The organism is Paenibacillus methanolicus (genome assembly GCF_008124765.1).
Classification (GTDB): domain Bacteria; phylum Bacillota; class Bacilli; order Paenibacillales; family Paenibacillaceae; genus Paenibacillus_Z; species Paenibacillus_Z methanolicus.
The window spans coordinates 283,089-307,394 of sequence record NZ_VNHS01000012.1; the positions used below are offsets into that span (position 1 = coordinate 283,089).

A 24,306-nucleotide genomic window follows, 5' to 3' on the forward strand; every position below is an offset into this window, starting at 1 on the left:
AGGCCGTATAGGGATACAAGAAAAGACCAGCTTAAGGGAGCCGTCATCCGGCTGATTCCTAAGCTGGTCTTTTTACGCGTACTTACATCGTTCTTATATTAGGAAGGAAAATTATTAATTAATGAATGCGGTTTTGATCGTTTTGCGGTAGACGACCTGATAGCCAATGCCTTCCGATAGCGCCGCGAGCGGCAGATACGTGGAGAGGTTCTTGCCGTTCTTGGCCAGATATGCCGGCGTTGTCAGCGGTACCTGTTGGCCGTTCACGTTCATCGTCTTCGCGCCGATCGTGAAGGCGACCTTCTTGCCTGCCGCCTGAATCGTTGCCGTTTGGGTTTTGCCGTCCCAAGCGAGCGTGGCGCCAAGCGCGTTCGCGACGTCGCGCATCGGCAGGAACGTCGTGTTGTTCTTGATGACCGGCTTGTTGCCGCCCGCCAGCTCCTTTCCGTTCACAATTAGATGAAGCGGCACGTCAGCGGCAAGCGGAGCGGCCTTGCGGTACTCGCCCCAGATGGCGCTGGCGAACTGCTGTCCGATCACTTCATAGCCGGCATTGTTCGGATGTACGTCTTTATCGCGAATGGAAGTGAGTACGAATTGCTGGCCGGCGAACGGCGTTGCGATGTCGACGATCGACAACGATACGCCTTCTCCGGCAAATTTCGACTCCACGGTTTCTAGCGCGTCGTGCAGGGAGGAGACCGCCTTCTCGAGGACGGCATATTGCTCCTCCGTGACTACTTTCACGAACTGGCTTGGCTTCGGGAGTGGCAGATATTGGTCGGCAAGCACGATCTTGGCGTCCGGATTCAGGCTGACGATAGCTCGTAGGGAAGCTTCGAGCGTCGTGCTATAACCCGCAAGCAAGTCGTCAAGCAGTTTCTGCAGCTCGGCTGGTTCTACGGTTCTCGATTGCAGCTCAGTAAATATAGGAAGAAAATCGTTGCCGCCGATCGTCATGACGATTAAATCGGCCTCGCCGGCCGCTTCCTTCAGCGCTGCGGATTTGGCGATCGTCTCGGCTGCGTACGGGTATTTGGACAAGCCGCTCTGCGCGTCTTCGGCCGCGACCGTCGTGCCTTGAACCGCCGCATCCAGCCAGTTCTTGAGGCCGCCGCTCTTCAGACCGAGTACACCGAAGTTCTGCACCTCGGCCGCGCCGTGATAGAGCGCCTGCTCATAGATCCGCCCGACGTAACCATAGAGCGCCGACGGTTCGGTAATCCCCATCTCGTAACCGACCGTGAGCGAGTCGCCGATAGCTACGATTTTGTACGGATCGACGCGCTTGTAAGCGGATACCGGCGCCGAGGCCGCGAGGGGGATTGTCCGGATTTCGGCGATTTGCCCAGCGGATATTCGGTTCGCGTTCGGCGATGCCGCGGACGTTGTCGCGCCGGCCTGCGGGAGCGAACCGGCGAGCATGATCGCCGCGAGGGAGAGAAGGGCAAGAGGGGTTTTCCTGAAGTTGCTATACAAAGAGACCACTTCCTTTTGCTATAGTTAGGCTGTATGAAAGTCCGAAACTGACATCTTTCGTAAAAGATCTCTTATCACAATCATAAAAAGAATAAATTGATATCGCAATGGGGGGATGGTATTATCATATAAATACAAAATTTGCGCATTGGATGTTTGAACTGCGGCACATCGAAGCGATAAAGCGAGATTCCGTACAATCAACATCTGTAGAGCCGGAATGTTCGTGCTCTCGAAGATGCGGAAACGGTCGAGGTTGCACTCCTTTTCCATTGTAAGCGATTGTGCTTCTAAATTGAAGCGTAAGGCCGTCATGATTTACGTTTGCACAAAAATCTTCTGATAGAAAGGTTGCACGCAATGAAAGAGAATCGTTTCGGATTGCCGCCGAAGCAAGGCCTATACGACCCGCAGTACGAGAAAGACGCATGCGGGATGGGCTTTGTGGCAAACATCAAGGGGAAAAAGTCGCATACAATCGTCCGTCAGGCGCTCACGGTTCTGGAGAACATGGAACACCGCGGCGGCCAAGGCAGCGAGCCTAATACGGGGGACGGCGCGGGCATCATGCTTCAACTCCCGCACAAGTTCTTCGAGCGCGAGATGAAAGGGCTCGGAATCGAACTGCCGGCAAGCGGCGATTATGCGGTAGGCATGCTGTTCTTGTCCCAAGACGAGACGGTCCGCGGCAAAAACGAGCGCGAGCTGGAGGCGATCATCCGCGAGGAAGGTCAGACCGTCATCGGCTGGCGTACCGTGCCGACGAACGACGAGAAGCTTGGCAAATCGGCGCTTGCCGTCAAACCGTACGTACGCCAAGTATTCATCGGCAAAGCCGCCAATCTGCAGGACGAATTGTCCTTTGAACGCAAATTGTACGTCATCCGCAAGCGCGCCGAATTGGCGATTCGCTATGCCGGTGCAGAGGGCGGGGACGTATTCTACTTCCCGAGCCTCTCGAGCAAGAAAATCGTGTATAAAGGGATGCTCACGACCGAGCAGGTTCGCTCGTTCTACGTGGAGCTGAGCGACGAAGCCGTCGAAACGGCGATCGCGCTCGTCCACTCCCGATTCTCGACGAACACGTTCCCAAGCTGGGAGCGCGCGCATCCTTACCGATATATGATCCACAACGGCGAGATCAACACGCTGCGCGGCAACGTCAACTGGATGCATGCCCGCCAGTCGCTCTTCGAGAGCGAGCTGTTCGGCAGCGACATGGACAAAGTCAAGCCGGTCATCAACCCGGACGGTTCCGATACGGCGATGTTCGACAACACGCTGGAATTCCTGTTCCTATCCGGCCGTTCGCTCCCGCACGTCGCGATGATGATGGTGCCGGAGCCATGGTCGAATCATGAGACGATGGACGACACGAAGAAGGCTTTCTACGAATATCACAGCACGCTTATGGAGCCATGGGACGGTCCTGCGGCGATGGCGTTCACCGACGGCACGCAGATCGGCGCGATCCTCGACCGCAACGGCTTGCGTCCCGCGCGATACTACGTGACGAAGGACGATCATATCATTCTCGGTTCCGAAGCCGGCACGGTGCCGATCGATCCGGAGAACATCCTTTATAAAGACCGCCTGCGCCCAGGCCGTATGCTCCTCGTGGACACGAAGGAAGGCCGCATCATTTCCGACGAGGAAGTGAAAGCCGCGATCGCGGGCGAGCAGCCTTACCGCGAATGGCTGAACGAGCACCTGATTGGCCTTGACGATCTGCCGGACGCGCCGGAACTGCCGGAGCCGGACCATGAGTCCGTCGAGCGCCGCCAGCAAGCATTCGGTTACACGTTCGAAGACGTGCGCAAAGTGCTCGAGCCGATGGCGGGCAGCGGCGTTGAGCCGATCGCTTCCATGGGTTACGACGCGCCGTTGGCCATTCTGTCGGAACGCCCTCAGCGACTGTACAACTACTTCAAGCAGTTGTTCGCGCAAGTAACGAACCCGCCGATCGACGCGATCCGCGAGGAGATCATCACCGCGACGACGACGACGATCGGGCCGGAGCGCAACCTGCTTCATCCGGAGCCGGAGAGCGCGCGCCAGATTTCGCTCGCATCGCCTGTTCTTTCTAATGAAGAGTTCGCAAAATTGCGCCATGTTCGCCGTCCAGGCTTCAAGTCGATCACGCTGCCGATTCTGTTCCCGGCTGCCGAAGGCGAAGAAGGATTGCGCGCCGCGCTTGCGCAAATAAACGAAGCGGCCGACCGCGTTATCGCCAAAGGCCACAATATCTTGATCTTGTCCGACCGCGGCGTAGACCGCGAGAACGCGGCGATCCCGGCGCTGCTTGCCGTCTCCGCGCTGCATCACCATTTGATCCGCGAAGGCACGCGCACGCGCGTCAGCATCCTGCTGGAGTCTGGCGAGCCGCGCGAAGTGCATCACTTCGCCTTGCTGCTCGGCTACGGCGTCAGCGCCGTAAACCCATACTTGGCGTTCGAGACGCTCGACGACATGATCCGCCAAGGCCTGCTGCGCGGCGTGACGCACGAGAAAGCGGTCAAAAACTTCATTAAAGCAGCGACGAAAGGCGTTACGAAAATTCTGTCCAAATACGGGATTTCGACGATCCAATCGTACCGCGGCGCGCAAATTTTCGAAGCCGTCGGTCTGCAGGAAGAACTGATCGAGAAGTATTTCACTTGGACGCCATCGCGTATCGGCGGCATCGGCCTCGATATCGTGGCGCAAGAGACGCTCAAGCATCATAACCGGGCGTTCGCCGAGCAGGAAGGCCGCGTGAAGGAGCTCGACTCCGGCGGCGAATACCAATGGCGTAAAGACGGCGAAGACCACCTGTTCAGCCCGCAGACGATCCATACGCTGCAGATGGCTTCGCGTACGAATAACTATGACATGTACAAGAAATTCTCGGCGATGGTGCAGGGCGAAGACAAGAAGCACCTGACGCTCCGCTCGCTGCTGGACTTCAACTTCGACGCTCAGCCGATTCCGCTCGACGAAGTCGAATCCGTGGAATCGATCGTGAAACGGTTCAAGACGGGCGCGATGTCGTTCGGCTCCATCAGCAAGGAAGCGCACGAAGCGCTTGCGATCGCGATGAACCGCATCGGCGGCAAGTCCAATACGGGCGAAGGCGGCGAAGATCCGGCGCGCTTCATCCCGGACGCGAACGGCGATTCCCGCCGCAGCGCGATCAAGCAGGTCGCATCGGGCCGCTTCGGCGTCACGAGTAACTACCTAGTCAATGCCGACGAGATCCAGATTAAGATGGCGCAAGGCGCGAAGCCGGGCGAAGGCGGTCAGCTGCCTGGTCGCAAGGTTTATCCTTGGGTAGCCGAAGTCCGCGGCTCCACGCCGGGCGTAGGTCTCATCTCGCCGCCGCCGCACCATGACATCTACTCGATCGAAGACTTGGCGGAGCTCATCCACGATCTGAAGAACGCGAATCCTCGCGCGCGCATTAACGTTAAGCTCGTATCCGAGGTTGGCGTAGGCACGATCGCGGCGGGCGTTGCCAAAGGCCGCGCGGACGTCATTCTCGTCTCGGGATATGACGGCGGCACGGGCGCATCGCCGCTGGCATCGATCCGCCATGCGGGTTTGCCGTGGGAACTCGGCCTTGCCGAGACGCATCAGACGCTGATCCTGAACAACCTCCGCGACCGCGTCGTGGTGGAGACGGACGGCAAAATCATGAACGGCCGCGACCTCGCGATCGCAGCGCTGCTTGGCGCCGAAGAATATGGCTTCTCGACGGCACCGCTCGTCGTTCTGGGCTGTATCATGATGCGCGTGTGCCAGCTGGATACTTGTCCGGTCGGCGTCGCGACGCAGAATCCGGAGCTGCGCAAGAAGTTCATGGGCGACCCGAGCCATATGGTCAACTACATGCTCTTCGTCGCGCAAGAGTTCCGCGAAATCATGGCGCAATTGGGCTTCCGCACGGTGAACGAAATGGTCGGCCGCGTCGATCGTCTGAAGACGAAAGATCTGATCGATCATTACAAACTCAAAGGTATCGACCTGACGCCGCTACTGTACCAAGTCGAGCTGCCGGAAGGTTCCGCGCGCTACCAAGTGCAGGAGCAGAACCACCTGCTGCACGAATCGCTCGACATGCAGAAGCTGCTGCCGGCGGCACAGCCTGCGCTTGAGAGCGGCGAGCAAGTGCGCGCGACGTTCCCGATCGCGAACACGAATCGCGTCGTCGGCACGATCGTAGGCAGCGAAGTGACGCGACGTTATGGGGCGAAAGGCTTGCCGGAAGACACGATCTCGTTCCACTTCGTCGGTTCGGCCGGCCAAAGCTTCGGCGCGTTCGTGCCGAAGGGCATTACGCTCTCCATCGAGGGCGATTCCAACGACTACGTCGGCAAAGGCCTTTCGGGCGGCAAGATCATCGTCGCGCCGTCGCCGAAGGCGACCTTCAAGTCGGAGGATAACGTCATTATCGGCAACACCGCGTTCTACGGCGCAACGAACGGCGATGCCTACATCCGCGGCATCGCGGGCGAGCGCTTCGCGGTCCGCAACTCCGGCGTTCGCGTCGTCGTCGAAGGCGTAGGCGACCATGGTTGCGAGTACATGACCGGCGGACGCGTCGTCGTCCTCGGCGGCACGGGGCGCAACTTCGCGGCCGGCATGTCCGGCGGCGTGGCGTACGTCCTGGACGAAGCTGGCACGTTCTATCAGAACTGCAACCTCGAGATGGTCCTGCTCGAGCGCGTCGAGACCGAAGCCGAAGCTGCCGAGCTGCGCGGCATGATCGAGCGCCACGTGCAGAACACGGGCAGCGAAGTCGGCGACCGCGTCCTCAGCGACTGGTCGAGCTACCTGCAGAAGTTCGTGCGCGTTATTCCGAAGGACTACAAGCGGATGCTCGAGCAGATCGAGAAAGTCGAAGCAACCGGCCTCACCGGCGACGCAGCCCTCTTGGCGGCTTTCGAAGCCAACATGAAGGAACTGGCACGGGTTGGCGGGAATTAATACGTTAGAGTAGGTGTGAAGTAAACCTCTAAGGGATACGTACAGCAAAATCGCTGTGTGAATCTCTTAGAGGTCTTTTTGTTGGTAATGGGTAATTCATCCGCACTAGATTCGGAAGGAGAGAAGCCTCGTATTTAGATATATCAATAGGATAGGAGGAGGTAATTTAATAGTCTTCTGGCTTAAATAATGTGGGATAAACGATTCGAAGAAATCCAAACAAATCGCAAAAATAGCCGTGGAAACATCATTATATTGTACAGGTTTGACTAATTCTTTAAAGGAAAGCCATCTATCATCTTTGTGGTCGTAGGCTGGAAGGGGAGAATAAAGCAAAGCTTTGTCGATTAGGGTCATGTCTGCTTTGATGAAGCGGATCGACAATTGTTCTAAATTGTATCCGTAGTTAGAACTATTTCGTCACCAATCAATTGCCTCTATACTTGGCATTAAGTGGTGGTTTGGCCGCTTTCAGTAGACAACAGATGGCCACTGGCAAAATGTAAAGGAGGATCGAATCAATGAATTTCGTTCCCAAGTCAATTTACTGGTGGTGTATCGCATGGCTAGCAACCTTTATGATGTTTGTTATGGTTGTGACTCCAGCTACAGCAGAACTAGGTACAGGAGGTCCGGAGAATGCAGTCATCGCAATGGTGCCCGGCAATATTATCGATTTCGATCTGAATCGGATCTTATATAAACGCGAAGAAATGCTCTATATCAGAGATCGAGCTAATCAGAAGGATGTGAACATTCCTCTGTCTACCGGGGCTGTAAGCAGTAAATTAACGGCAAACGGTGCGATCTTTCAGGCTAACTCCAATATCAACGTCTGGGAAGTTTCGGGGGGCGTGAAAACGATCGCGACCAATACGGGCGATTTATTCAGCGGCTCTCGGAACTATGCCGTATTCAGTACGCGAACCTTGGGGAGAACGGCATACGAAATCTGGCTGTACAATTTAATAGAAGGCACCTTTCATAATGTGTCTGCTAACAATCGCCATAATGCCGGCCAAGATTTTGCAACCGTATCCAATGACGGTCACCTGATGTATAAGAATGAAACCGACGAACTCATTGCCTATTACGACGGCGTCACGACAAAAACCTCCTATCATTTACCGGGAGATGAAACAGACGCCTTCTACCATGGCCATGCAACCGATGGCATTCAGCTTGTGTTTAAACATTGGTTAGCAGACTCCAACGTAAATTCGTTGAATATATATAGGGACGGAATCGAACAGCAACTAGATGTCTTCCATGATGATATCAGGGATTATCGTGTTAATAACGGGTGGTTGGCTTATGTGTCGAACCGCCGCTCTACCGACGGAATCGTCTTGATGGCCCCTACAGGGACGAAGTTGAACATTCCATTCCCTAATTCTGAAACGAACATCAGATATCTCTCTGACAGCGGAGATATTGTTTTCAGTGATGACCAGCATCTATGGTATACAGGGGCGGAGATGAACGGGAGGCTTGTGTTGCTAGCCCAGGATGACTTCGGCATGTTTGAATTCGAGAGCTATCCGTTCTTGAAAATGGAGGACGGCCACCGGTACGGATTTATAGGGAGCAATCTCTATCGGTTTACTCCTGAACGTTCTTCACTCGTACTAAATCCAGCGCAAGGCACAGTCGGATTCGATCCCAAGTCGCTTGCGCGAAAAGTAAGTGAAGGCAGTGCTACCCTATATTTTGACGTCTACCGGGATGGCAGCACGTTAGGCGAATTAACCGTTAACTACACGACCAAGGCCAAAACGGCGACTGCCAATATGGATTTTAAGCCGGTCGAAGGATCAATAACCTTTAAAAGCGGCATGCGCAAAGCAGTCATTCAAATTCGGTTGATTAATGATACGGTACAAGAGCGAGATGAATCCTTTGCTGTGAAGTTATTGGGACAGGCCGAACAGATACAGGACAAGATAAAAGCTACGGCCAACGTAATCATAAAAGACAATGATTAAACGGAGACATGGATTATGATTGGCTTGTTTCAAAGATAACCGGAATGAACGGACGCCTGATGCAGGTATCCGTTCATTTTTCGGATTCGACAAAAAATGAGATGTAATTCCGCAGTTAGCACTATTCTATAACCTGACGGACAATTCTATAATTGGTTTGTCATCCCCAATGTTGAGGATGAATAAGCTTCCCTGCCTCGACTGCGACGAAAGGCACGGATAAGAGGTCTGTTTAGGTGATGGAAGTGAAGACGAAGAAGTTGGTCATCCACGCCAAGCTGGGTGCTATAGGGGGGGGGGGGGCGCGCAACGAATTCGACAAAAAAGACGTAGAATACACCGTTACGAGGACTCATATCTTAACAAGGAATGAAGTAGACGAGCGAATTGATTCCCAATCCTGCTCGACTAAGGCCGAATACGACCCTCTGTAAATGAAATGGCCTTAAGCACATCGCATCTATCCCCTTCTTCTCGCCTCTAATCGGTTTGTCGCTTCCTATTCCGCATTTTCGCTTCAAGAACCTTTCCGCACGCATTCATCCAAACAGGAGTTTTGTTGTTACATGGTTTGAGTAATTGGATAAATCCATTTAGCCTACATCGTGGGACGGCATGTTAGGAAATGACTGATAGTACAAGGGCAGCTTATTTCCTAGTAGGAAGACAATAGAGGAGGATCGACCATGCAAGCCAAGCTATTACCCGTTTACCGATGGCTTATCGTCATAATCGCACTCTCGTTGACGATGACGGGCCTTATTTTGCCGGCCAAAGCCGCAGACGAAACCGAGTCGCACTATGTCGTCGTAGACACGATTGTTGGGAAAATTTTGGATTTCGACGACAATCGTATCCTTTATAATGGCGGAGACGGCTTATATGTAAAGAATCGCCAGAATCAAACCACAGTGTACGTGGGGGGAGCAGCATCGAATGGCGCGCTTGCTGCTGACGGCGTATTTTATACAGCAGGCGGATATGCCTATTTTCGGGGGAGAGATAACGCGAACGTTCAGGTCGCTAGTTCGACAGGACTGCTTTTTGCGAAGTCGCGGGACTATGTGGCGTTTACGACGAAGATTCCGCAAAGTACGGCATACCACATCCAGCTATTCAATCGGAAGGACAACAACTTGCGGAATGTGTCCGCGCAAAACGGGTATAAGGCCAAGAAAGACTTTGCCACGTTGTCTAATGACGGTCGGTTGATGTATAAAAACGAAGCCAACGAAATCATAGCTTACCGGGAGGGTCAGACGGTCAAAACACCTTATGTTTTTATGACAGACGAGTCATCGCGCGGTCATATGACAGACGGCATTCAGGTGGTTTTTAAACAATGGCTGACCGACTTGGATTTGAATTCGCTCAATCGCTATCAGGGCGGACATGAAGAACGACTCTATGTATTTAATGATGATATCAATGATTTCCAAGTGAATAACGGCTGGCTGGCATACGTATCGAACGACCCTGCTGGCGATGGGATCGTGCTGATCGCCCCAGAAGGTAACAAGCGGAAAATTCCTTACCCGAGCTATCCATCGACGATCGCTTATTTATCCGATACCGGAGATTTGATTATCAAAGATGATTACAGCATGTACTATACGAATTTCGAAATGAACGGACGGTTGGTGACGCTAAGCAACAGCAGCAGCCTTTATGACTATCATTTCGAAGTTATACCGTTTAGGAAAATGGCAGACGGAAAATTGTACGGCTTCAAGGGAAATACGCTTTATCGGTTTGTGCCTGAATCCGAAGGGCCGCCGCCAGACATTCCCGTCGAAAGCGTATCGTTGGATAAAACAACATTGGAGCTGTACGGCAGCAATATTTCCGCGCAATTGACGGCGACGGTGCTTCCAACTAATGCCAGCAACCGTCAGGTGGTTTGGAAGTCGGATAATCCCGACATCGTCATGGTGAAGGATGCCGCTTCAGGAGTCATTACAAGCATGAATAAAGGGACGACAAAAATCGTCGCCATGGCGGCGGACGGTCGGGTTACAGCGGATTGCACGGTAACGGTAACCGATCCTCAGGGCAAAGTTCAGTTTGATCCCGGCAGCTTGGTAAAGGCAGTGAAGGAGAGTGACGGGAATATCTATGCGACCGTCTATCGCATTGGCGGGAGCCAAGGAGAGTTGTCCATTCCATATACGACGAAGTCGGATACCGCCGCCTCTTATCTTGATTTTACGCCTGCAGCCGGTATACTAACATTTCGCGACGGACAGACAATGGCCACCATCAGTATTTCTATCATCAATGACAAGGTGAAAGAGAGAATGGAGTCGTTCTCGTTGAAATTAGCCGCGCCGTCAGCTCTTGTAACCCCGGAAACCGGCACGACTTTTTATCTCATTCATGATGATGATTAACTGATGTAAGTTATTCTTACGCAAACCATGGATTATGCTTGTAGTTCTCCTAATATGCGACAAAAATAGATCGAAAATGGCGAGAAATGTCCCGATGCTTCGACACAATCCGTATCTTAAATAACGTATAATGCAGGAAGAGCTTAGCGAGAATGCATATGTTACGAAACGGAGAGTAGGAGATTTTATGACGACGTTGGCAAGTCGGGAACTCCCGAAAATGAAGGCGGAGTCCGACCGGATCAGCCTTGATGTACGTGTACTGCTTGCTCAACTGGGGTTGCTGGATAGATGGGAAATGTCGCAAGCGCCACTTGACGTTCCGCCTCGCGGTTAAGCCGGTTTCTACTCTTGAACTTTAGCATTAGATCATCTCGTCCCCGACATGCCAAGCCATACTCCCATTATTATTGACAAGAACGATACTTATAAGGTAGTTAAATAGCATGAAGGATGGAATCGAGAAGAGAAAAAGAGGAGCTGGAGAATGGGAAACCGTCAGGGAACTGAAATGGATAACAGAAAGACTGAGATTTGTATTTTTACGCTTGTGGAACAACTCGGTTTAGATCAGAGTAAGTTGCCGGAGGAATTTGTCCCTAACCAAATAAATGCTAGCGGAATGGGAATAGAACCATAGCCGATGTAAACCGGCTATGGTTCTATTCGTCTAGCGGTATTCATTTCATCATGCGCTCGGCCCGCACAAATGCGATGAACCGACGCGCTTCCTCGGGTGAAAGTTTCATTCCGTCAATTGTGAGATCATATTTATCGAGAAGTTCTTCGTCAGACAGCTCGAGCTGGTCAACGAATTCTTTAATCGGTTCGTCTAGGGTCATTTGCGGCGAGTTCGTTCGGCCTACAAGATAATCAACGGACACGTGGAACAGATTAGCGAACTTTAGCAAGGTTTCGCTATCGGGTTCCCTGCGGTTTTTCTCATAATGCGACAGAGCTGCCCGCGAGATCCCCAGAGACGCGGATGTCTGTTCCTGCGTCCACCCCCGATCCTCCCTCAATTTCGCAATTCGGCTGCCAATATTCATACAACGCCTCCTAAATTACTGCTCGTTCTTTCATATTAATACGAAACGCTTACAATTGCATTGAATGCGACGAAATGTCGCAAACATGAAAAATACGGGGAATTCATATTGACTTGTTACGTTCTGTATCGTAAAGTTAAAGCGTGTATCCGTTACGTTTTGTATCAAGTTATGATATAGCATTAACGTTTCCTAACTAACCTATACCATAACAGCCGCCGGTTCTCTTTGTACAGGTTGGTTATGAACAAAATTGAATCGGCAGTCCATTCCTTAACGTTGACAATGCAGAGACGTCGCCAAAATTCCGAGATTCGGTTGAGTGGGAGATAAGATGATAAAAACCGTTTACATTAATGGTCGTTTTTTGAGCCAGCAAATTACTGGCGTTCAACGATATGCAATCGAATTGGTTAAAGCCTTGGACGCATTACTGGAGGCGGGGGACTTAAGTGCTGCAGGCATGGAGTTCGTGCTGGTCACCACCCAGGACATCAAAACAGAGTTGCGATTGTCCCGTATTAAGACCGTCAAAATCGGCAAACGCTCCGGACATGCGTGGGAGCAGCTTGAACTGCCGCGGTTCGCGAAAAACGGACTTTTGATCAACCTTTGCAATTCGGCGCCGCTCTTTAAGAAACAGCAGATCCTGACCATTCATGACGCAGCTGTCTTCCTGCCGAGCAACACCTACTCCAAAGCCTATGTCTTATGGTATAAGCTCATGTATAAAAGGCTGCGCAGGACGTTGCGAAAAGTAATTACCGTGTCCGAATTTTCCAAGCGCGAGTTAATGAAATATTGCGGTTTTCGGGAAAATAGCATAGCCGTCATTTACGAGGGTAAGGAGCATATTCTCGGTGTTGGCAAGAATGACGCCGTATTGGAGAAGTTTAAGCTAAAGAAGGGCAACTATGTTCTGGCCGTAAGCAGCATGAGCCCTAATAAGAACTTTAAGACGATTGCAAACGCGATCGAATTAATGGGCGATATCGATTTCGAAATCGTTATTGCTGGCGGTGCCAATCCGAAAGTTTTCAAGGATGCCGATTTTGAGTTTTCGCCGAAGGTTAAATATATTGGCTATATCAGCGACGAAGAACTAAAGACGCTGTTCGAGAATGCAGGCTGCTTTATTTACCCGTCCTTCTATGAAGGATTCGGCCTACCGCCGCTTGAAGCTATGGCATGCGGCTGTCCCGTCATTGTCTCGAATGCGGCCTCCATCCCTGAGGTGTGCGGCGATGCGGTTGTATATTGCGATCCGTACAGCGTGAAGGACGTGGCAGAGAAGGTCGTGATGCTCATGAACGATGAAAATCTTAAGCAGTCGCTGAAAGAGAAGGGACGCGTGAGGGCGGAATCATTCAGTTGGTACACGACCGCGCTTGAATCCTTTCATGTATGCCAGGAGGTATTAAAACATGAAAATCGCAGTTATTCATGATTGGCTGGTCACCTACGCGGGATCGGAACGGGTATTGGAGCAAATTTTGAACGCATATCCCGATGCGGATATTTTTACGGTTGTCGACCATTTAAAGCCGGAAGAACGAGGCTTCATTAAGAATAAGCGGACTCATACTTCGTTCATTCAGAAATTACCGATGTCCAAGAAGTTGTATCGGCATTATCTGCCTCTTATGCCGCTCGCCATCGAACAGTTTGATCTCTCCGAATACGATGTGGTGATTTCCAGCTCCCATGCGGTGGCCAAAGGGGTTATTACGGGACCCAATCAGCTCCATATTTCCTATGTACATACGCCGATCAGGTATGCTTGGGATTTGCAGCATCAGTACTTAAGGGAGTCGGGCATGACAAAGGGTCTGAAGAGCATGGTCACCCGATGGTTATTACATAATATCCGCTTGTGGGATTACCGTACCTCCAACGGCGTGAACTCGTTCTTGTCCAACTCGAAGTATATCTCGAAACGAATCTGGAAGGCCTATCGGCGCGAATCGGAGGTCATCTATCCGCCGGTCGATGTGGAGGCTTTCGATTTTTACCCGGACAAGGAAGAGTATTACTTTACGGCTTCGCGGATGGTACCGTACAAAAAGATGGACTTAATCGTAGAGGCGTTCGCTCAGATGCCAGACAAACGGCTTATCGTCATCGGAGATGGGCCGGATATGAAAAAAATCGCCAGTAAAGCAGGGCCAAATGTCGAGTTGATGGGCTATCAGAAGTTTCAAACCCTGAAGATGCACATGAGCCAGGCAAAAGCGTTTGTCTTTGCGGCAGAAGAGGATTTCGGCATTACGCCGGTGGAAGCGCAAGCCTGCGGGACGCCTGTCATCGCCTTTGGCAAGGGGGGCGCTTTGGAGACGGTGAAAGGGCTGGACACTTACAGTGAGCCGACGGGTGTTTTCTTCTACGAGCAAAGTGTAGAGGCGATCGTGGAGTCCGTGAACCGATTTGAGGCTCGAAGCGCTGAAATTAAACCTATTTATTGCCGAAATAATTCCCTTTCCTTCTCGAATGAACGTTTTATCGCCGAGTTTAAAGCACATGTCGAGCGAGAGTACTGCCAGTTTGCGGCTGCTGAGATGCCCGTTAAGGTGTTGGCCCTATAATCGAATGGGTGTTAGGGTCTTACGTTTTCAATCTAAGCGTAAGATCCAATCCCTACCAACCGTATCCGCTTATTCATCCCCCCCCCAATCCCCGATCATCGCCCCCTCCTTAATGAAAGCGCATTCAATCAGCTTGATTCCAGCAAGACCGGATAGCTATGCATACCTGCTTTATGGAGGTGTAAACCGGAAGTTAGCTTGAAGACTTTGGAATTTCAATAGGAAGGAACTCGGCGTTGGGTTTTCGGATCGGGGAAGTTTCTGATCATGCTTTTGGTGGGTAATGATTGATATCTATATCCATGCATGGCGATGTCGGACAGGCTGCATTACGATTTTACTTCATCTAAAGAGGAGAATACACATATGATCAAGAAGGTCGCGGTAGTTATTTCGGTGGTTCTGCTATTCCCATTCGGCAACCTTGCTAGTGCTGCTCCCGCCCCTCTACCGCTCCAACTTGCCCAGTCGTCGACAAGCAAAGCGATTGCATTTTCGGACATTAATTTAGAGGTGTCCGTTCGTCAGGCAATCAAGAAACCGGTTGGCCAGATTACGGCCAAGGACATGGCAGCCTTGACCAAGCTGGAGGCCAAAAGCAGGAATATCGTTAGTTTGAACGGTATGGAAGCTGCTGTTAACCTGACCGAGCTTGATATTTCGTCGAACAAAATTACGGATTTGAAACCGCTGACCAATCTCTTGAAACTAAAACGGCTCAATATCTCGAATAATCCGCTTCAAACCTTGCAGCCACTGGCAAAGCTTGCGAATTTGAACACATTGAAGGCGGAGAACAGTCAGCTTACGGACTTGAGCGTACTTGAGCACCTCTGCAGGTTGAACGAGCTATCTATTTCCAACAGGGCTGAAGGTAATCCTGAATATCGAAACCAACTTGGGTACATTGCGCTTCAATACATATCCCAGCTGGCGTCATTAAACAAGTTGACTGCTAGGGACCTGGGAATAGACGATCTGTCCTTTCTATTAAACTTGACGGAATTAGCCGAGGTGGATCTGCAAGATAACCGTATCCCTACATGGGGAATTTGGGAGATTAGTCAGAGCCACAGCGCTGCGCTAGGCCAAGGCGATATTCTTAATATTGCGAATAATGCCATTGACACGGCTCCCGGCGGGGAAGGAATATTATTTATCGACGGATTGTCGCAAAAAGGGGTAACCGTTCTTTATTGAAGTCGTGTCATTGCTTAACCTGCCCGTCGGATGTTATGAACCAGAGCAAGTCGGCCATTAGGCGGGCTTGCTTTTTTACGTTTCATCTTGTCTAGCGAAGCCATATGGCGCCAGGAATAAAATGTAGAACATTTAAGAGACCCATTGAATAGACTGGAATTAAACAGGTGATTAGTTCGCATAGCACGATTCGATCGTTGGGGGGAATTCGGCGAAAGAGGTGGGGGAAATGGCTGTTAGCAAAACGAACTACATGGGCTTGACGTTGTGGGGAGAATCGGATCAAGTCGCCAATCTCGATTTATCGGAGAATTTCAGCAAGATCAGCCAAGACCTTGGTGCCAGGGCGATCAATGTCGTGATGCAAGGGGTGGTGCCGGGCGGGCAGGTAGATAACACTTCCTTGCTGCAGCGCCTCGTAAATACGACGGCGGGCAATGATATTATTTTGCATTTTCCGGCTGGAAATTATCGAATTGACGGCAAGGTGACGATCGCGGGGAAAAATGTCATCCTAACCGGCGCCGGCCGCTTGGTCGGGACGGGGGTTTTTAGCCTTACTGCCGCCTCTATAGAGGCGGAAAGCAACGCGCTTGATGTCACGAGCGGGGACTACTTGATTACTTCATCAGGGGCAAGCAACCTATCCCCAGGCGATTATATTCAAATCAGAGGCGCCATTGTGCATTCGGACTATGTGCCGGCAGCATCGCGGTACCCGAATGTCAAGTTCATTGCGATTGTTGATCGGGTCGATGGCAACATCATTCGGTTGGATCGTAAGCTCATGTATTCATTAAGCAATGTATTTTTTAGTAAAATAAACGCTCCCTACAACGCCACCATTACAGATGGGCTGATTTTCGACGGCGTAGGCGTGCTGCTGCAATATTGCAAGGGGGGCGAAATACGAGTTGCCGGCACGGGGATAAGGACGGGTTCCTCTTTGTTGACTGTCAACCAAAGCTGCGATCTGAAAATCACGCTGAAGGCTTCCAACTTGCTTTGCACGCATGCCATGACCGTTCAAGATACGAACAACTTTTGGTTGGATGTGCTAACGACCAATGTGGGTACGCCGGGCGTAGGATCAAGAGCGATCAGGGGCAACGGTCTTCAAGGCGGGTTGATCCGATATACCTGCAATAATTCCGTTGTCGGGGACGTCACCATTTACTCTTCGCGCTCCATTAATCTGGATGCGACCTCGATCGGCGTCGGACGCTATTATCGGGATAACGGAATTGTGTCCAATAATCGGCTGGAATGTATTCAATTTACGGAAACGGACGATCTCCAGATCAAAGTAAATCTCTCGGAGGTCGATGATCAAGGCGTAGAGTTGCACAGCTGCTTTAACAGCGAGATCGAAGGAAGAATCACGACGCTGCCTGGGGCGACGGAAGGCGCGATCGTCATTAAAGGGTTTTCTCGCAATGTAACGATTAAAAATATTGTCATACGCTGCTACAACCATTACGGAATCAAATTTGAATATGCGGATGCAATGTATGGCGGACATCGCGTAATCGCTCCCGATATCGAGAATTTGAATCCTTCATCTAGAGCCGGCATTTCGATACGAGATGCGTTGGTTGCCCAAGACGCGAACGTGGAAATCGTCGGGGGAATTATCTCCGCGTTCAATCCCGTGTTGATAGCTCCGAATTTAAATCGCGTATCAATAACGGGATCCAATTTAATCGGCAAGGGCGGGCATGTGATCGGTTCCGAGTCGGACTTTCTTTATGTGGATCGTATAACGGTCCGATCCCCGGTGGCCGTACATGCGGTAGTTAGCGCGGGTCCCAATGACCGCATTTCGAACGTATTGGCGCCCAACTGCGATATTTACATCAAGACACCCGCGCTAAACGGATTCGATATTTCGCGCTTTCCGTTTAATTCGGTGCTATCCATCGGTTTCGAGGGCGTGAACTGGATTATTTACTGCGATAAAAATCCGTATCAAGTCAATACCGCGCCGACAAGATTTAATTGGCAGGTGGGACACAGTTTCGACTTTAGGCGACCGACGCGGGGCGGCAAGAAAGGGATCGTCTGCATCGAAGCCGGGACGCCGGGTATATGGAAAAGTTACGGGGCAATCGATGTGTAGCGAAGAGCCTAAAAAAACACCCTCGGCAAGGGTGTTTTTTGTTTTCGGCGGGATGTTTTGACACGAACCGTATCAATGTTTAGTATAATCGGTCAATAATCGTTGACACGATACAAAATGTAACATATATTAAAGATGTGGAGTGGAGAGGAAATGTAGTAGAGAAATGTTAATGGAGGAACCATAATGAAAATTCTAGTGACAGGTGCAGCAGGCTTTATCGGATCGTTCACGGCGAAGAAATTATTGCAGGAAGGCCATGAAGTCGTAGGCCTGGATAACTTAAATGATTATTATGATCCGCAGTTAAAGCAAGACCGCTTGACTCAGTTGGCGCCGTATGAACGTTTTACGTTCGTGAAGATGGACTTGGAGAATTACGAGGCATTGGCCGAGTTGTGTGAAAACCATCGTTTCGACCAAATCATCCATCTGGCCGCACAGGCGGGGGTTCGTTATAGTCTTGTCAATCCGCATGCCTATATCCAATCCAATTTGGTTGGATTTACCAATATTCTTGAAGTATGTCGTCATCAAAAGGTTAGTCATTTGATTTATGCTTCTTCGAGTTCCGTTTACGGACTTAACCAGAAGATGCCTTTCTCTGAGAACGACGCTGTTGACCATCCGGTCAGCTTGTACGCGGCAACGAAGAAATCCAATGAACTATTGGCCCACTCCTATAGTCATCTCTATAATATTCCAACAACTGGACTTCGCTTCTTCACGGTATACGGCCCGATGGGACGGCCGGACATGGCGTACTTCTCTTTCGCCAAAAAAATCATGGCCGGCGAGAAAATACAAATTTTCAACTATGGTGATATGAAACGGGACTTTACGTATATTGACGATATCGTCGAGGGTATTACGCAGCTGTTGAACCAAATTCCAACGCCGAATCCTGCATGGAACCCGGTGGAAATGACCTCCTCCGATAGCTCTGCGCCTTACCGGATTTATAATATCGGCAATAACCAACCGGTAGAACTGCTTCATTTTGTAAAGACGCTGGAGGCTCACTTGGGCAAAGAAGCCGTGTTTGAATTCCTTCCGATGCAGGACGGAGACGTTCAAGCGACCTATGCGGATACCGATTTGCTTAATGCAACGACCGGATTTAAACCCGTCACGCCAATCGAAGAGGGATTGAAACGCTTCGTGGAGTGGTTCTCCGTTTACTATGCGAATGAAGCGGCCAACGTATAATACTTCATTACCAAATGGAAATAAAATTGCACCTTACGGTGCAATTTTATTTTAATGCCCGAGGTGTAATTATGAACTTTCTTATCGTGCTGAGCGTAATTCTGTCACTGACTTCGGGGATGTACAGCCAATTTGCGACTACCTCAAGTATTTCGCTCACGCTTCTACCGGTCATCATCATCATGGCCTGGTCGATCCTGCGCGTCCTGAAGGATAAACGAATTCAGCCCCTTGGCGGCCATTACCTCATCATTTTCCTGGCCGTTACGGTCTTGGTCGTGGGCATGTTTAAAACGGGGCTCAATTCGACCATGTTAAAGGTCATCATCTATTACGTGTTCTTGCTCATCCTGGCGAATGAAATGACGAACAAAAGTTTGAATCTTCTCTACAAGCTCATGCTGCCGCTCGGGCTGCTGATGTCCATTGACATTTTTTATGCCGTTGCAAAGGTAAAGCAGATCGGGTTTACGTTTAATAGTTTGAGGGCATACACGCTCATGGACAAACAGTATATTGGTACGCTGTTCCTGGTTGCGATCCCGGTAGCCATCTGGCATTTTGTCAAAAAGAAAAGCATATTCTATTTGGCGTTATCCGTGCTATTTATCGTTACGAGTATTCTGTTCATGCAAATTAAGACGCTCATCCTCGCACTTGGCCTCAGTTTCTTTGTGGTAATGTGGGTTTTTCGTGTCGTCCCCAAAATCAAGTTGGCAATCGTTGCGCTCCTTACCATGGCTCTATTAGTCGTTGGAGTCACGACGTTCAAACAGCACATGCCGAGCCAAATTGTAGCGGCGGCGAGTTTCATTTTGGGCGATACCAGCGAGGTGAATCAGCGGGATCTGAAATACGTGGACACGGTCGCCATGCGCCAAGAGATCAAAGACCGCATGATGGACTTGTTTAAAGAAAATTATATGTTGGGCATCGGATTCGGTAATTATGCGAAGCTGGATGGCGGTTTGATGAAGTCGGCCGCAAATCCGAAAGAGATTATCCAGTTGCCGAATGCCTCGGAGAACGGCATGCTCAGCTTCCTAGTCGAGGGGGGGATTCTATCCACCCTGATGCACGTGGTGCTTCTCGTGTACCTGATTTTTCAAGCATCGCGAATTCGGCATGTCACGATGAACGTACTGATCGGCTTTACCGTTCTGATTGCTTTCGTGATTTCAAACTTTGTGCAGGACAATACCTACTTCTTCACATACTGGTTTTTTATTGCGGTGGGCATTTACCACTGCAGCCCGAAAGGACAACGCGAGCAGGAGGATGCGGCCGCAGAAGAGTACGCGGACAGTGTCGAGCAGGACCAGCTTGGGTTTACTAAGCATTTATTGGCGGCGAGTCCAACCCATAACCGCCCGGTATAACTCGGTATACGCGAAGGAGCCTTTAACATGAAAATCATGATCATCAATACGTTGTATCATCCTAACCTTGTAGGAGGGGCAGAGAAATCCGTCCAAATGCTTGCGGAGGAGATCGTAAAGGAGGGGCACGCGCCTGTCATTGTCAGTACGGCGGACTCCGATCATACCGATTTCGTTAATGGCATCAAGGTGTATTATTTAAGTCATCGCAATGTCTATTGGGGAGCAGTGACAACAGGGAAGAATGCGCTAGTTCGCTCGGCCTGGCATGTGGTAGACATGTACAATCCCATTATGTTAAAGAAGCTAACCGAGGTCATTCGGGATGAAGCGCCGGATGTCATACATACGAACAATATTACGGGATTTTCGGTAGCGCCTTGGGTAGCGGCCAAAAAACTAAATGTCCCCGTCGTCCATACGCTGCGGGATTACTCGCTGTTGTGCCCGCGGGCATCGATGTTCAGAGAAGGGCGCAACTGCGAAACGCGCTGCGGCGGCTGCAAAGTGTTCACTAACCATAAGCAGAAATTGAGCAATGAAGGCTACGTGGACTACGTTGTCGGGAATTCGCAATTCATTATCGATCGGCATAAGAAGCAGGGTTTCTTCTCCGCGACGCCATCGCAGCGCGTATATAATGGCGCGGAAATCTTGTCGGCGAATTCGCACGAAGAGGCCGACAAGCGTACAGGCAGAATGAAATTCTTGTTTATGGGGAGAATCGAGGAGACGAAAGGGGTCAAATACCTCTTGGATGCCTTCAATGAGTTCCCGCAGGTAGAGCTCTGGCTCGCCGGCAAGGTATACGATGCTAGCATTCAGGCAAATGTTGACCAAAATAATTATAAAGAACATATTAAATTTCTTGGTTACGTCAAGCCAGCCGAGGTCATCCCCCAAGTGGACGCCGTGCTTGTTCCGTCCTTGTGGCACGAGCCGCTGGCCCGAGTGGTGCTGGAGGCATATACGTATGGCAAGCCGGTGGTTGGCTCGAATCGAGGCGGTAATCCGGAGAGCATTATCCATGAAGGCACGGGATATATTTTCGATCCGGACGATAAGGACAGCCTGAGGTCCATTATATCCAAGATTATCGACAACCCGCAGCTTCTCCTGGCAATGAGGGAGAAAATCGCGGTAACAATCCAAGATTTCGACATCCATTTGACGGCAAAGAACTATTTATCGATCTACGAGGAAGTGCTGCCAAAGACTTCGGCCAGGAATGCGGTTTCAATGAAATAACGCGAAATCCCTGATTCTAAAAGATGAAAACTATTGAAAAAGTCCTTGACACCGTTACAAAATGTATCGTAAAGTTGTGGTATTAATGATACAGATAGTATCAATTATTAGCTGGAGGTTACAAAGTGGAACTCAAACAATACGTTGCCGCCGTTAAGAAAAAAATATGGTTCATCCTCGCAATAACAATCATCTTTGCAATTTTAGCAGGTGTATATAGTTCTACCATGGTGAAGCCGGTTTATCAGGCATCCGCCAAACTGGTCGTTAACAAAACGAACAGCGAAGACCCCAATACCCCCCCAAGTTTTGATTCCATTAACACGAACTTACTATTGATCAACACCTACAAGGAAATTATTACGTCCTACGCCATATTGGATATCGTAACCGAGAAGTATCCGCAAATTACGCAGAGCTCCAGCGAGTTAAGCAGATCGATCGCGGTCAGCTCCGCCATCCAGTCGCAAGTCATGACGGTCGTTGCACGCGGCTCCTCTTATGAAGAGGCGGCTTCTATCGTCAATGCGGTCGCGGAAACCTTCAAGACTCAAGTTACTAAAATAATGAATGTCGATAATGTCGAAATTTTGAATACGGCAAAATTGGATCAGCCGACAAGCCCCGTCACGCCTAGTCCGATCGCTTCAATACTCGTCGCCATCATCCTTGGGCTGCTGCTTTCCACAGGTGGCGTCATCGCGCTGTATCACTTGGACGACACGGTAAAGTCGGAGAGCGACATTCTGAATCTGACCTCGAGTCCGGTGCTGGCCGTGATTCACACCGTCCGCAAACAAGACATCGCTCAGCGCGGCAACAGCGTAAGACAAACCATTCCAACGGGGGAGCAAACGTATGTCTCGTCAAATAACTAATCAAGTCAATACGCTAACCTACCACAGTCCCGCATCGCCGATAGCTGAGGAATATCGAACGCTTCGGACCAATATCGGCTTCTCGGCTGCTTCCGGCGACCGGATCTGCACCATTGTCGTTACTTCCGGATCCGCAGAGGAAGGGAAGACGGCCACCGTTACGAATCTAGCGATCACGTTCGCTCAAGAAGGGAAGCGTGTGCTGCTGGTTGATGCAGACCTTCGCAAACCTGTCCTTCACAACATTCTGAGGAGCGCCAAAAGCGCAGGCCTTACAAACGTATTGCGCGGTCAGGCCAAATGGCAGGAGGTCGTTCAAGATACGGAAGTTCAAAACTTGTCGTTTCTCGCGGCCGGGACGCATCTGAATAATCCTTTGGAACTTCTCAATTCGAACAGCATGTGGAATTTGCTCGAAGAATTGAAGGCGAATTTCGAAGTGATTCTGTTCGATTCCTCGCCATGTTTATCTGTGTCAGAACCTGTCATACTCGCTTCGATTTGCGATGGCGTCGTTATCGTAACGCAAGCGGGCAAAACAAAGAAGGACGCATTCGCAAAGGTCAACAACAAGCTGGAACGGGCGCGCGCCACCGTGCTCGGCGTCGTGCTGAACAATGTAAAAGACAACAAGCGGGAAGCTCTATAGCCGTCGTAATTCATGCCAATAACAACACTTTATCATAACAAGAGAGCCTTATCGGCTGCTCGTTGGTAACGTCCGCTGCACCATTATCACTGCGGACACTCGGTCATGCTGTGGGTTTCGAAGGAAACCTTAGACGATCTCGTCAAGGGTATGATGTGAGGTAGGGTTAGATGCCCTCTTTTACTTGCATGATGTAAATACGAGTCGTGCTGTTGGACAACGGCACAACTCGTATTTACATACATATCAAATACAAGTAGATGGGAGATAGCGAGAATGAAAAAAGTGAAAAAAGCAATTATTCCTGCAGCAGGAATGGGTACGCGTTTTCTTCCAGCAACAAAGGCGATGCCGAAAGAAATGCTGCCGATCGTCGACAAACCGACCATCCAATATATTGTCGAAGAAGCAATTGAATCGGGTATTGAGGATATCATTATCGTCACGGGCAAAGGCAAACGCGCGATCGAAGATCATTTTGACAGCGCCTTTGAGTTGGAATACAGCTTGATGGAGAAAGGGAAAATAGACCTGCTCAAGGAAGTGCAGAAGTCCTCGAGAGTCGAAATTCACTATATTCGGCAAAAAGAAGCGAAAGGGCTTGGCCATGCCGTATGGTGCGCAAGAAACTTTATCGGCGATGAGCCGTTTGCGGTACTGCTGGGCGATGATATCGTTGTGGCGGAGAAACCGTGCACCAAGCAGCTGATCGAGCAGTATGAGCAAGTCAGCAAATCCGTCATCGGCGTTCAGGCTGTGTCTATCGAACAAACGGAGCGCTACGGCATCGTCGATCCGCTGGAGACGATCGGAAGACTATGCGCCGTGAGCAATTTCGTCGAGAAACCTAAGTTGGGAACGGCGCCATCCAATCTAGCGATCATGGGTCGATATATTCTTACGCCGCAAATTTTCGATTACTTGGAGAAGCAAGAGACGGGCGCAGGTGGCGAAATTCAGCTTACCGACGCGATTCAGAAGCTGAATGTGAGCCAAGGCGTGTATGCCTATGATTTTGAAGGCACCCGCTACGATGTTGGCGAAAAACTCGGTTTTATCACGACGACGCTCGATTTTGCGCTTCGCAATAATGAACTCCGCAATCCGCTGCTGCTGGCGTTGGAAGAAATCCTGGAGCGGGAACAAGCGAATAAGCTTAATATTCTCGGGTAAA

The 24,306-nt window shown here is 50.4% G+C and carries 16 protein-coding genes; 14 read left to right on the forward strand and 2 right to left on the reverse strand.

Going from position 1 to position 24,306, the window contains the following annotated elements; translation table 11 throughout:
* Positions 1–114: 114 nt before the first annotated feature.
* Positions 115–1,479, reverse strand: a complete 1,365-nt coding sequence (locus BCM02_RS28915) for a stalk domain-containing protein (protein ID WP_148932614.1) — start codon at positions 1,477–1,479, stop codon at positions 115–117.
* A 360-nt stretch (positions 1,480–1,839) separates the two neighbouring features.
* Here BCM02_RS28915 and gltB point away from each other — a divergent pair, with 360 nt between their 5' ends.
* The 4 genes from gltB (at position 1,840) to BCM02_RS35495 (ending at position 11,459) form a co-directional block, all read left to right on the forward strand.
* Complete coding sequence (gltB, locus tag BCM02_RS28920) at positions 1,840–6,444, forward strand: glutamate synthase large subunit (protein ID WP_148932615.1); 4,605 nt, start codon at positions 1,840–1,842, stop codon at positions 6,442–6,444.
* A 521-nt stretch (positions 6,445–6,965) separates the two neighbouring features.
* Positions 6,966–8,429 (forward strand): Calx-beta domain-containing protein, encoded by a 1,464-nt coding sequence (locus BCM02_RS28925; protein WP_148932616.1) that lies wholly within the window; start codon positions 6,966–6,968, stop codon positions 8,427–8,429.
* Positions 8,430–9,115: 686 nt separating this feature from the next.
* The gene (locus tag BCM02_RS28930; RefSeq protein WP_148932617.1) at positions 9,116–10,819 is read left to right on the forward strand and encodes a Calx-beta domain-containing protein; all 1,704 of its coding nucleotides are present in this window, start codon (positions 9,116–9,118) and stop codon (positions 10,817–10,819) included.
* A gap of 487 nt (positions 10,820–11,306) precedes the next feature.
* Positions 11,307–11,459, forward strand: a complete 153-nt coding sequence (locus BCM02_RS35495) for a hypothetical protein (RefSeq protein ID WP_187434460.1) — start codon at positions 11,307–11,309, stop codon at positions 11,457–11,459.
* A gap of 40 nt (positions 11,460–11,499) precedes the next feature.
* Here BCM02_RS35495 and BCM02_RS28935 read toward each other — a convergent pair whose 3' ends face one another.
* A complete protein-coding gene (locus BCM02_RS28935) occupies positions 11,500–11,868 on the reverse strand; it encodes a helix-turn-helix domain-containing protein (RefSeq protein ID WP_148932618.1) in 369 nt (122 codons plus the stop codon).
* Positions 11,869–12,202: 334 nt separating this feature from the next.
* On the opposite strand from BCM02_RS28935, the gene BCM02_RS28940 reads away from it, so the two are divergent.
* The 10 genes from BCM02_RS28940 (at position 12,203) to galU (ending at position 24,305) form a co-directional block, all read left to right on the forward strand.
* Positions 12,203–13,315, forward strand: a complete 1,113-nt coding sequence (locus BCM02_RS28940; RefSeq protein ID WP_148932619.1) for a glycosyltransferase family 4 protein — start codon at positions 12,203–12,205, stop codon at positions 13,313–13,315.
* Positions 13,293–14,450, forward strand: coding sequence for a glycosyltransferase family 4 protein (locus BCM02_RS28945; RefSeq protein ID WP_148932620.1), 1,158 nt, complete (start codon positions 13,293–13,295; stop codon positions 14,448–14,450). Before BCM02_RS28940 ends, BCM02_RS28945 begins: the two co-directional genes overlap by 23 nt.
* Before the next feature lie 366 nt (positions 14,451–14,816).
* Positions 14,817–15,650: a leucine-rich repeat domain-containing protein gene (locus tag BCM02_RS28950; RefSeq protein WP_187434461.1), complete on the forward strand. Its 834-nt coding sequence runs from the start codon at positions 14,817–14,819 to the stop codon at positions 15,648–15,650.
* 229 nt (positions 15,651–15,879) lie between these two features.
* Positions 15,880–17,769: a glycosyl hydrolase family 28-related protein gene (locus tag BCM02_RS28955; RefSeq protein ID WP_148932622.1), complete on the forward strand. Its 1,890-nt coding sequence runs from the start codon at positions 15,880–15,882 to the stop codon at positions 17,767–17,769.
* A gap of 186 nt (positions 17,770–17,955) precedes the next feature.
* On the forward strand, positions 17,956–18,978 hold the full coding sequence (locus BCM02_RS28960) for an NAD-dependent epimerase (RefSeq protein WP_148932623.1): 1,023 nt from the start codon (positions 17,956–17,958) through the stop codon (positions 18,976–18,978).
* Between the two features lie 71 nt (positions 18,979–19,049).
* On the forward strand, positions 19,050–20,357 hold the full coding sequence (locus tag BCM02_RS28965; protein ID WP_148932624.1) for an O-antigen ligase family protein: 1,308 nt from the start codon (positions 19,050–19,052) through the stop codon (positions 20,355–20,357).
* 27 nt (positions 20,358–20,384) lie between these two features.
* Entirely contained in the window at positions 20,385–21,605 is a 1,221-nt protein-coding gene (locus BCM02_RS28970) for a glycosyltransferase family 4 protein (protein WP_148932625.1), read from the forward strand.
* Positions 21,606–21,730: 125 nt separating this feature from the next.
* Positions 21,731–22,483: a YveK family protein gene (locus BCM02_RS28975; RefSeq protein ID WP_148932626.1), complete on the forward strand. Its 753-nt coding sequence runs from the start codon at positions 21,731–21,733 to the stop codon at positions 22,481–22,483.
* A complete protein-coding gene (locus BCM02_RS28980; protein ID WP_148932627.1) occupies positions 22,464–23,132 on the forward strand; it encodes a CpsD/CapB family tyrosine-protein kinase in 669 nt (222 codons plus the stop codon). The genes BCM02_RS28975 and BCM02_RS28980 overlap by 20 nt, the downstream gene beginning before the upstream one ends.
* A 276-nt stretch (positions 23,133–23,408) precedes the next feature.
* The gene (galU, locus tag BCM02_RS28985) at positions 23,409–24,305 is read left to right on the forward strand and encodes a UTP--glucose-1-phosphate uridylyltransferase GalU (RefSeq protein ID WP_148932628.1); all 897 of its coding nucleotides are present in this window, start codon (positions 23,409–23,411) and stop codon (positions 24,303–24,305) included.
* The last annotated feature ends 1 nt before the right edge of the window (position 24,306 follow it).

Excerpts from the sequence above, each read along its gene's own strand:
- galU (WP_148932628.1), top strand. The coding sequence starts at position 23,409 with ATGAAAAAAGTGAAAAAAGCAATTATTCCTGCAGCAGGAATGGGTACG.
- BCM02_RS28950 (WP_187434461.1), top strand. The coding sequence starts at position 14,817 with ATGATCAAGAAGGTCGCGGTAGTTATTTCGGTGGTTCTGCTATTCCCA.
- BCM02_RS28980 (WP_148932627.1), top strand. The coding sequence starts at position 22,464 with ATGTCTCGTCAAATAACTAATCAAGTCAATACGCTAACCTACCACAGT.
- BCM02_RS28940 (WP_148932619.1), top strand. The coding sequence starts at position 12,203 with ATGATAAAAACCGTTTACATTAATGGTCGTTTTTTGAGCCAGCAAATT.
- BCM02_RS28935 (WP_148932618.1), bottom strand. The coding sequence starts at position 11,868 with ATGAATATTGGCAGCCGAATTGCGAAATTGAGGGAGGATCGGGGGTGG.
- BCM02_RS28925 (WP_148932616.1), top strand. The coding sequence starts at position 6,966 with ATGAATTTCGTTCCCAAGTCAATTTACTGGTGGTGTATCGCATGGCTA.
- BCM02_RS28960 (WP_148932623.1), top strand. The coding sequence starts at position 17,956 with ATGAAAATTCTAGTGACAGGTGCAGCAGGCTTTATCGGATCGTTCACG.
- BCM02_RS28970 (WP_148932625.1), top strand. The coding sequence starts at position 20,385 with ATGAAAATCATGATCATCAATACGTTGTATCATCCTAACCTTGTAGGA.
- BCM02_RS28955 (WP_148932622.1), top strand. The coding sequence starts at position 15,880 with ATGGCTGTTAGCAAAACGAACTACATGGGCTTGACGTTGTGGGGAGAA.
- BCM02_RS28930 (WP_148932617.1), top strand. The coding sequence starts at position 9,116 with ATGCAAGCCAAGCTATTACCCGTTTACCGATGGCTTATCGTCATAATC.
- BCM02_RS35495 (WP_187434460.1), top strand. The coding sequence starts at position 11,307 with ATGGGAAACCGTCAGGGAACTGAAATGGATAACAGAAAGACTGAGATT.
- BCM02_RS28945 (WP_148932620.1), top strand. The coding sequence starts at position 13,293 with ATGAAAATCGCAGTTATTCATGATTGGCTGGTCACCTACGCGGGATCG.
- gltB (WP_148932615.1), top strand. The coding sequence starts at position 1,840 with ATGAAAGAGAATCGTTTCGGATTGCCGCCGAAGCAAGGCCTATACGAC.
- BCM02_RS28965 (WP_148932624.1), top strand. The coding sequence starts at position 19,050 with ATGAACTTTCTTATCGTGCTGAGCGTAATTCTGTCACTGACTTCGGGG.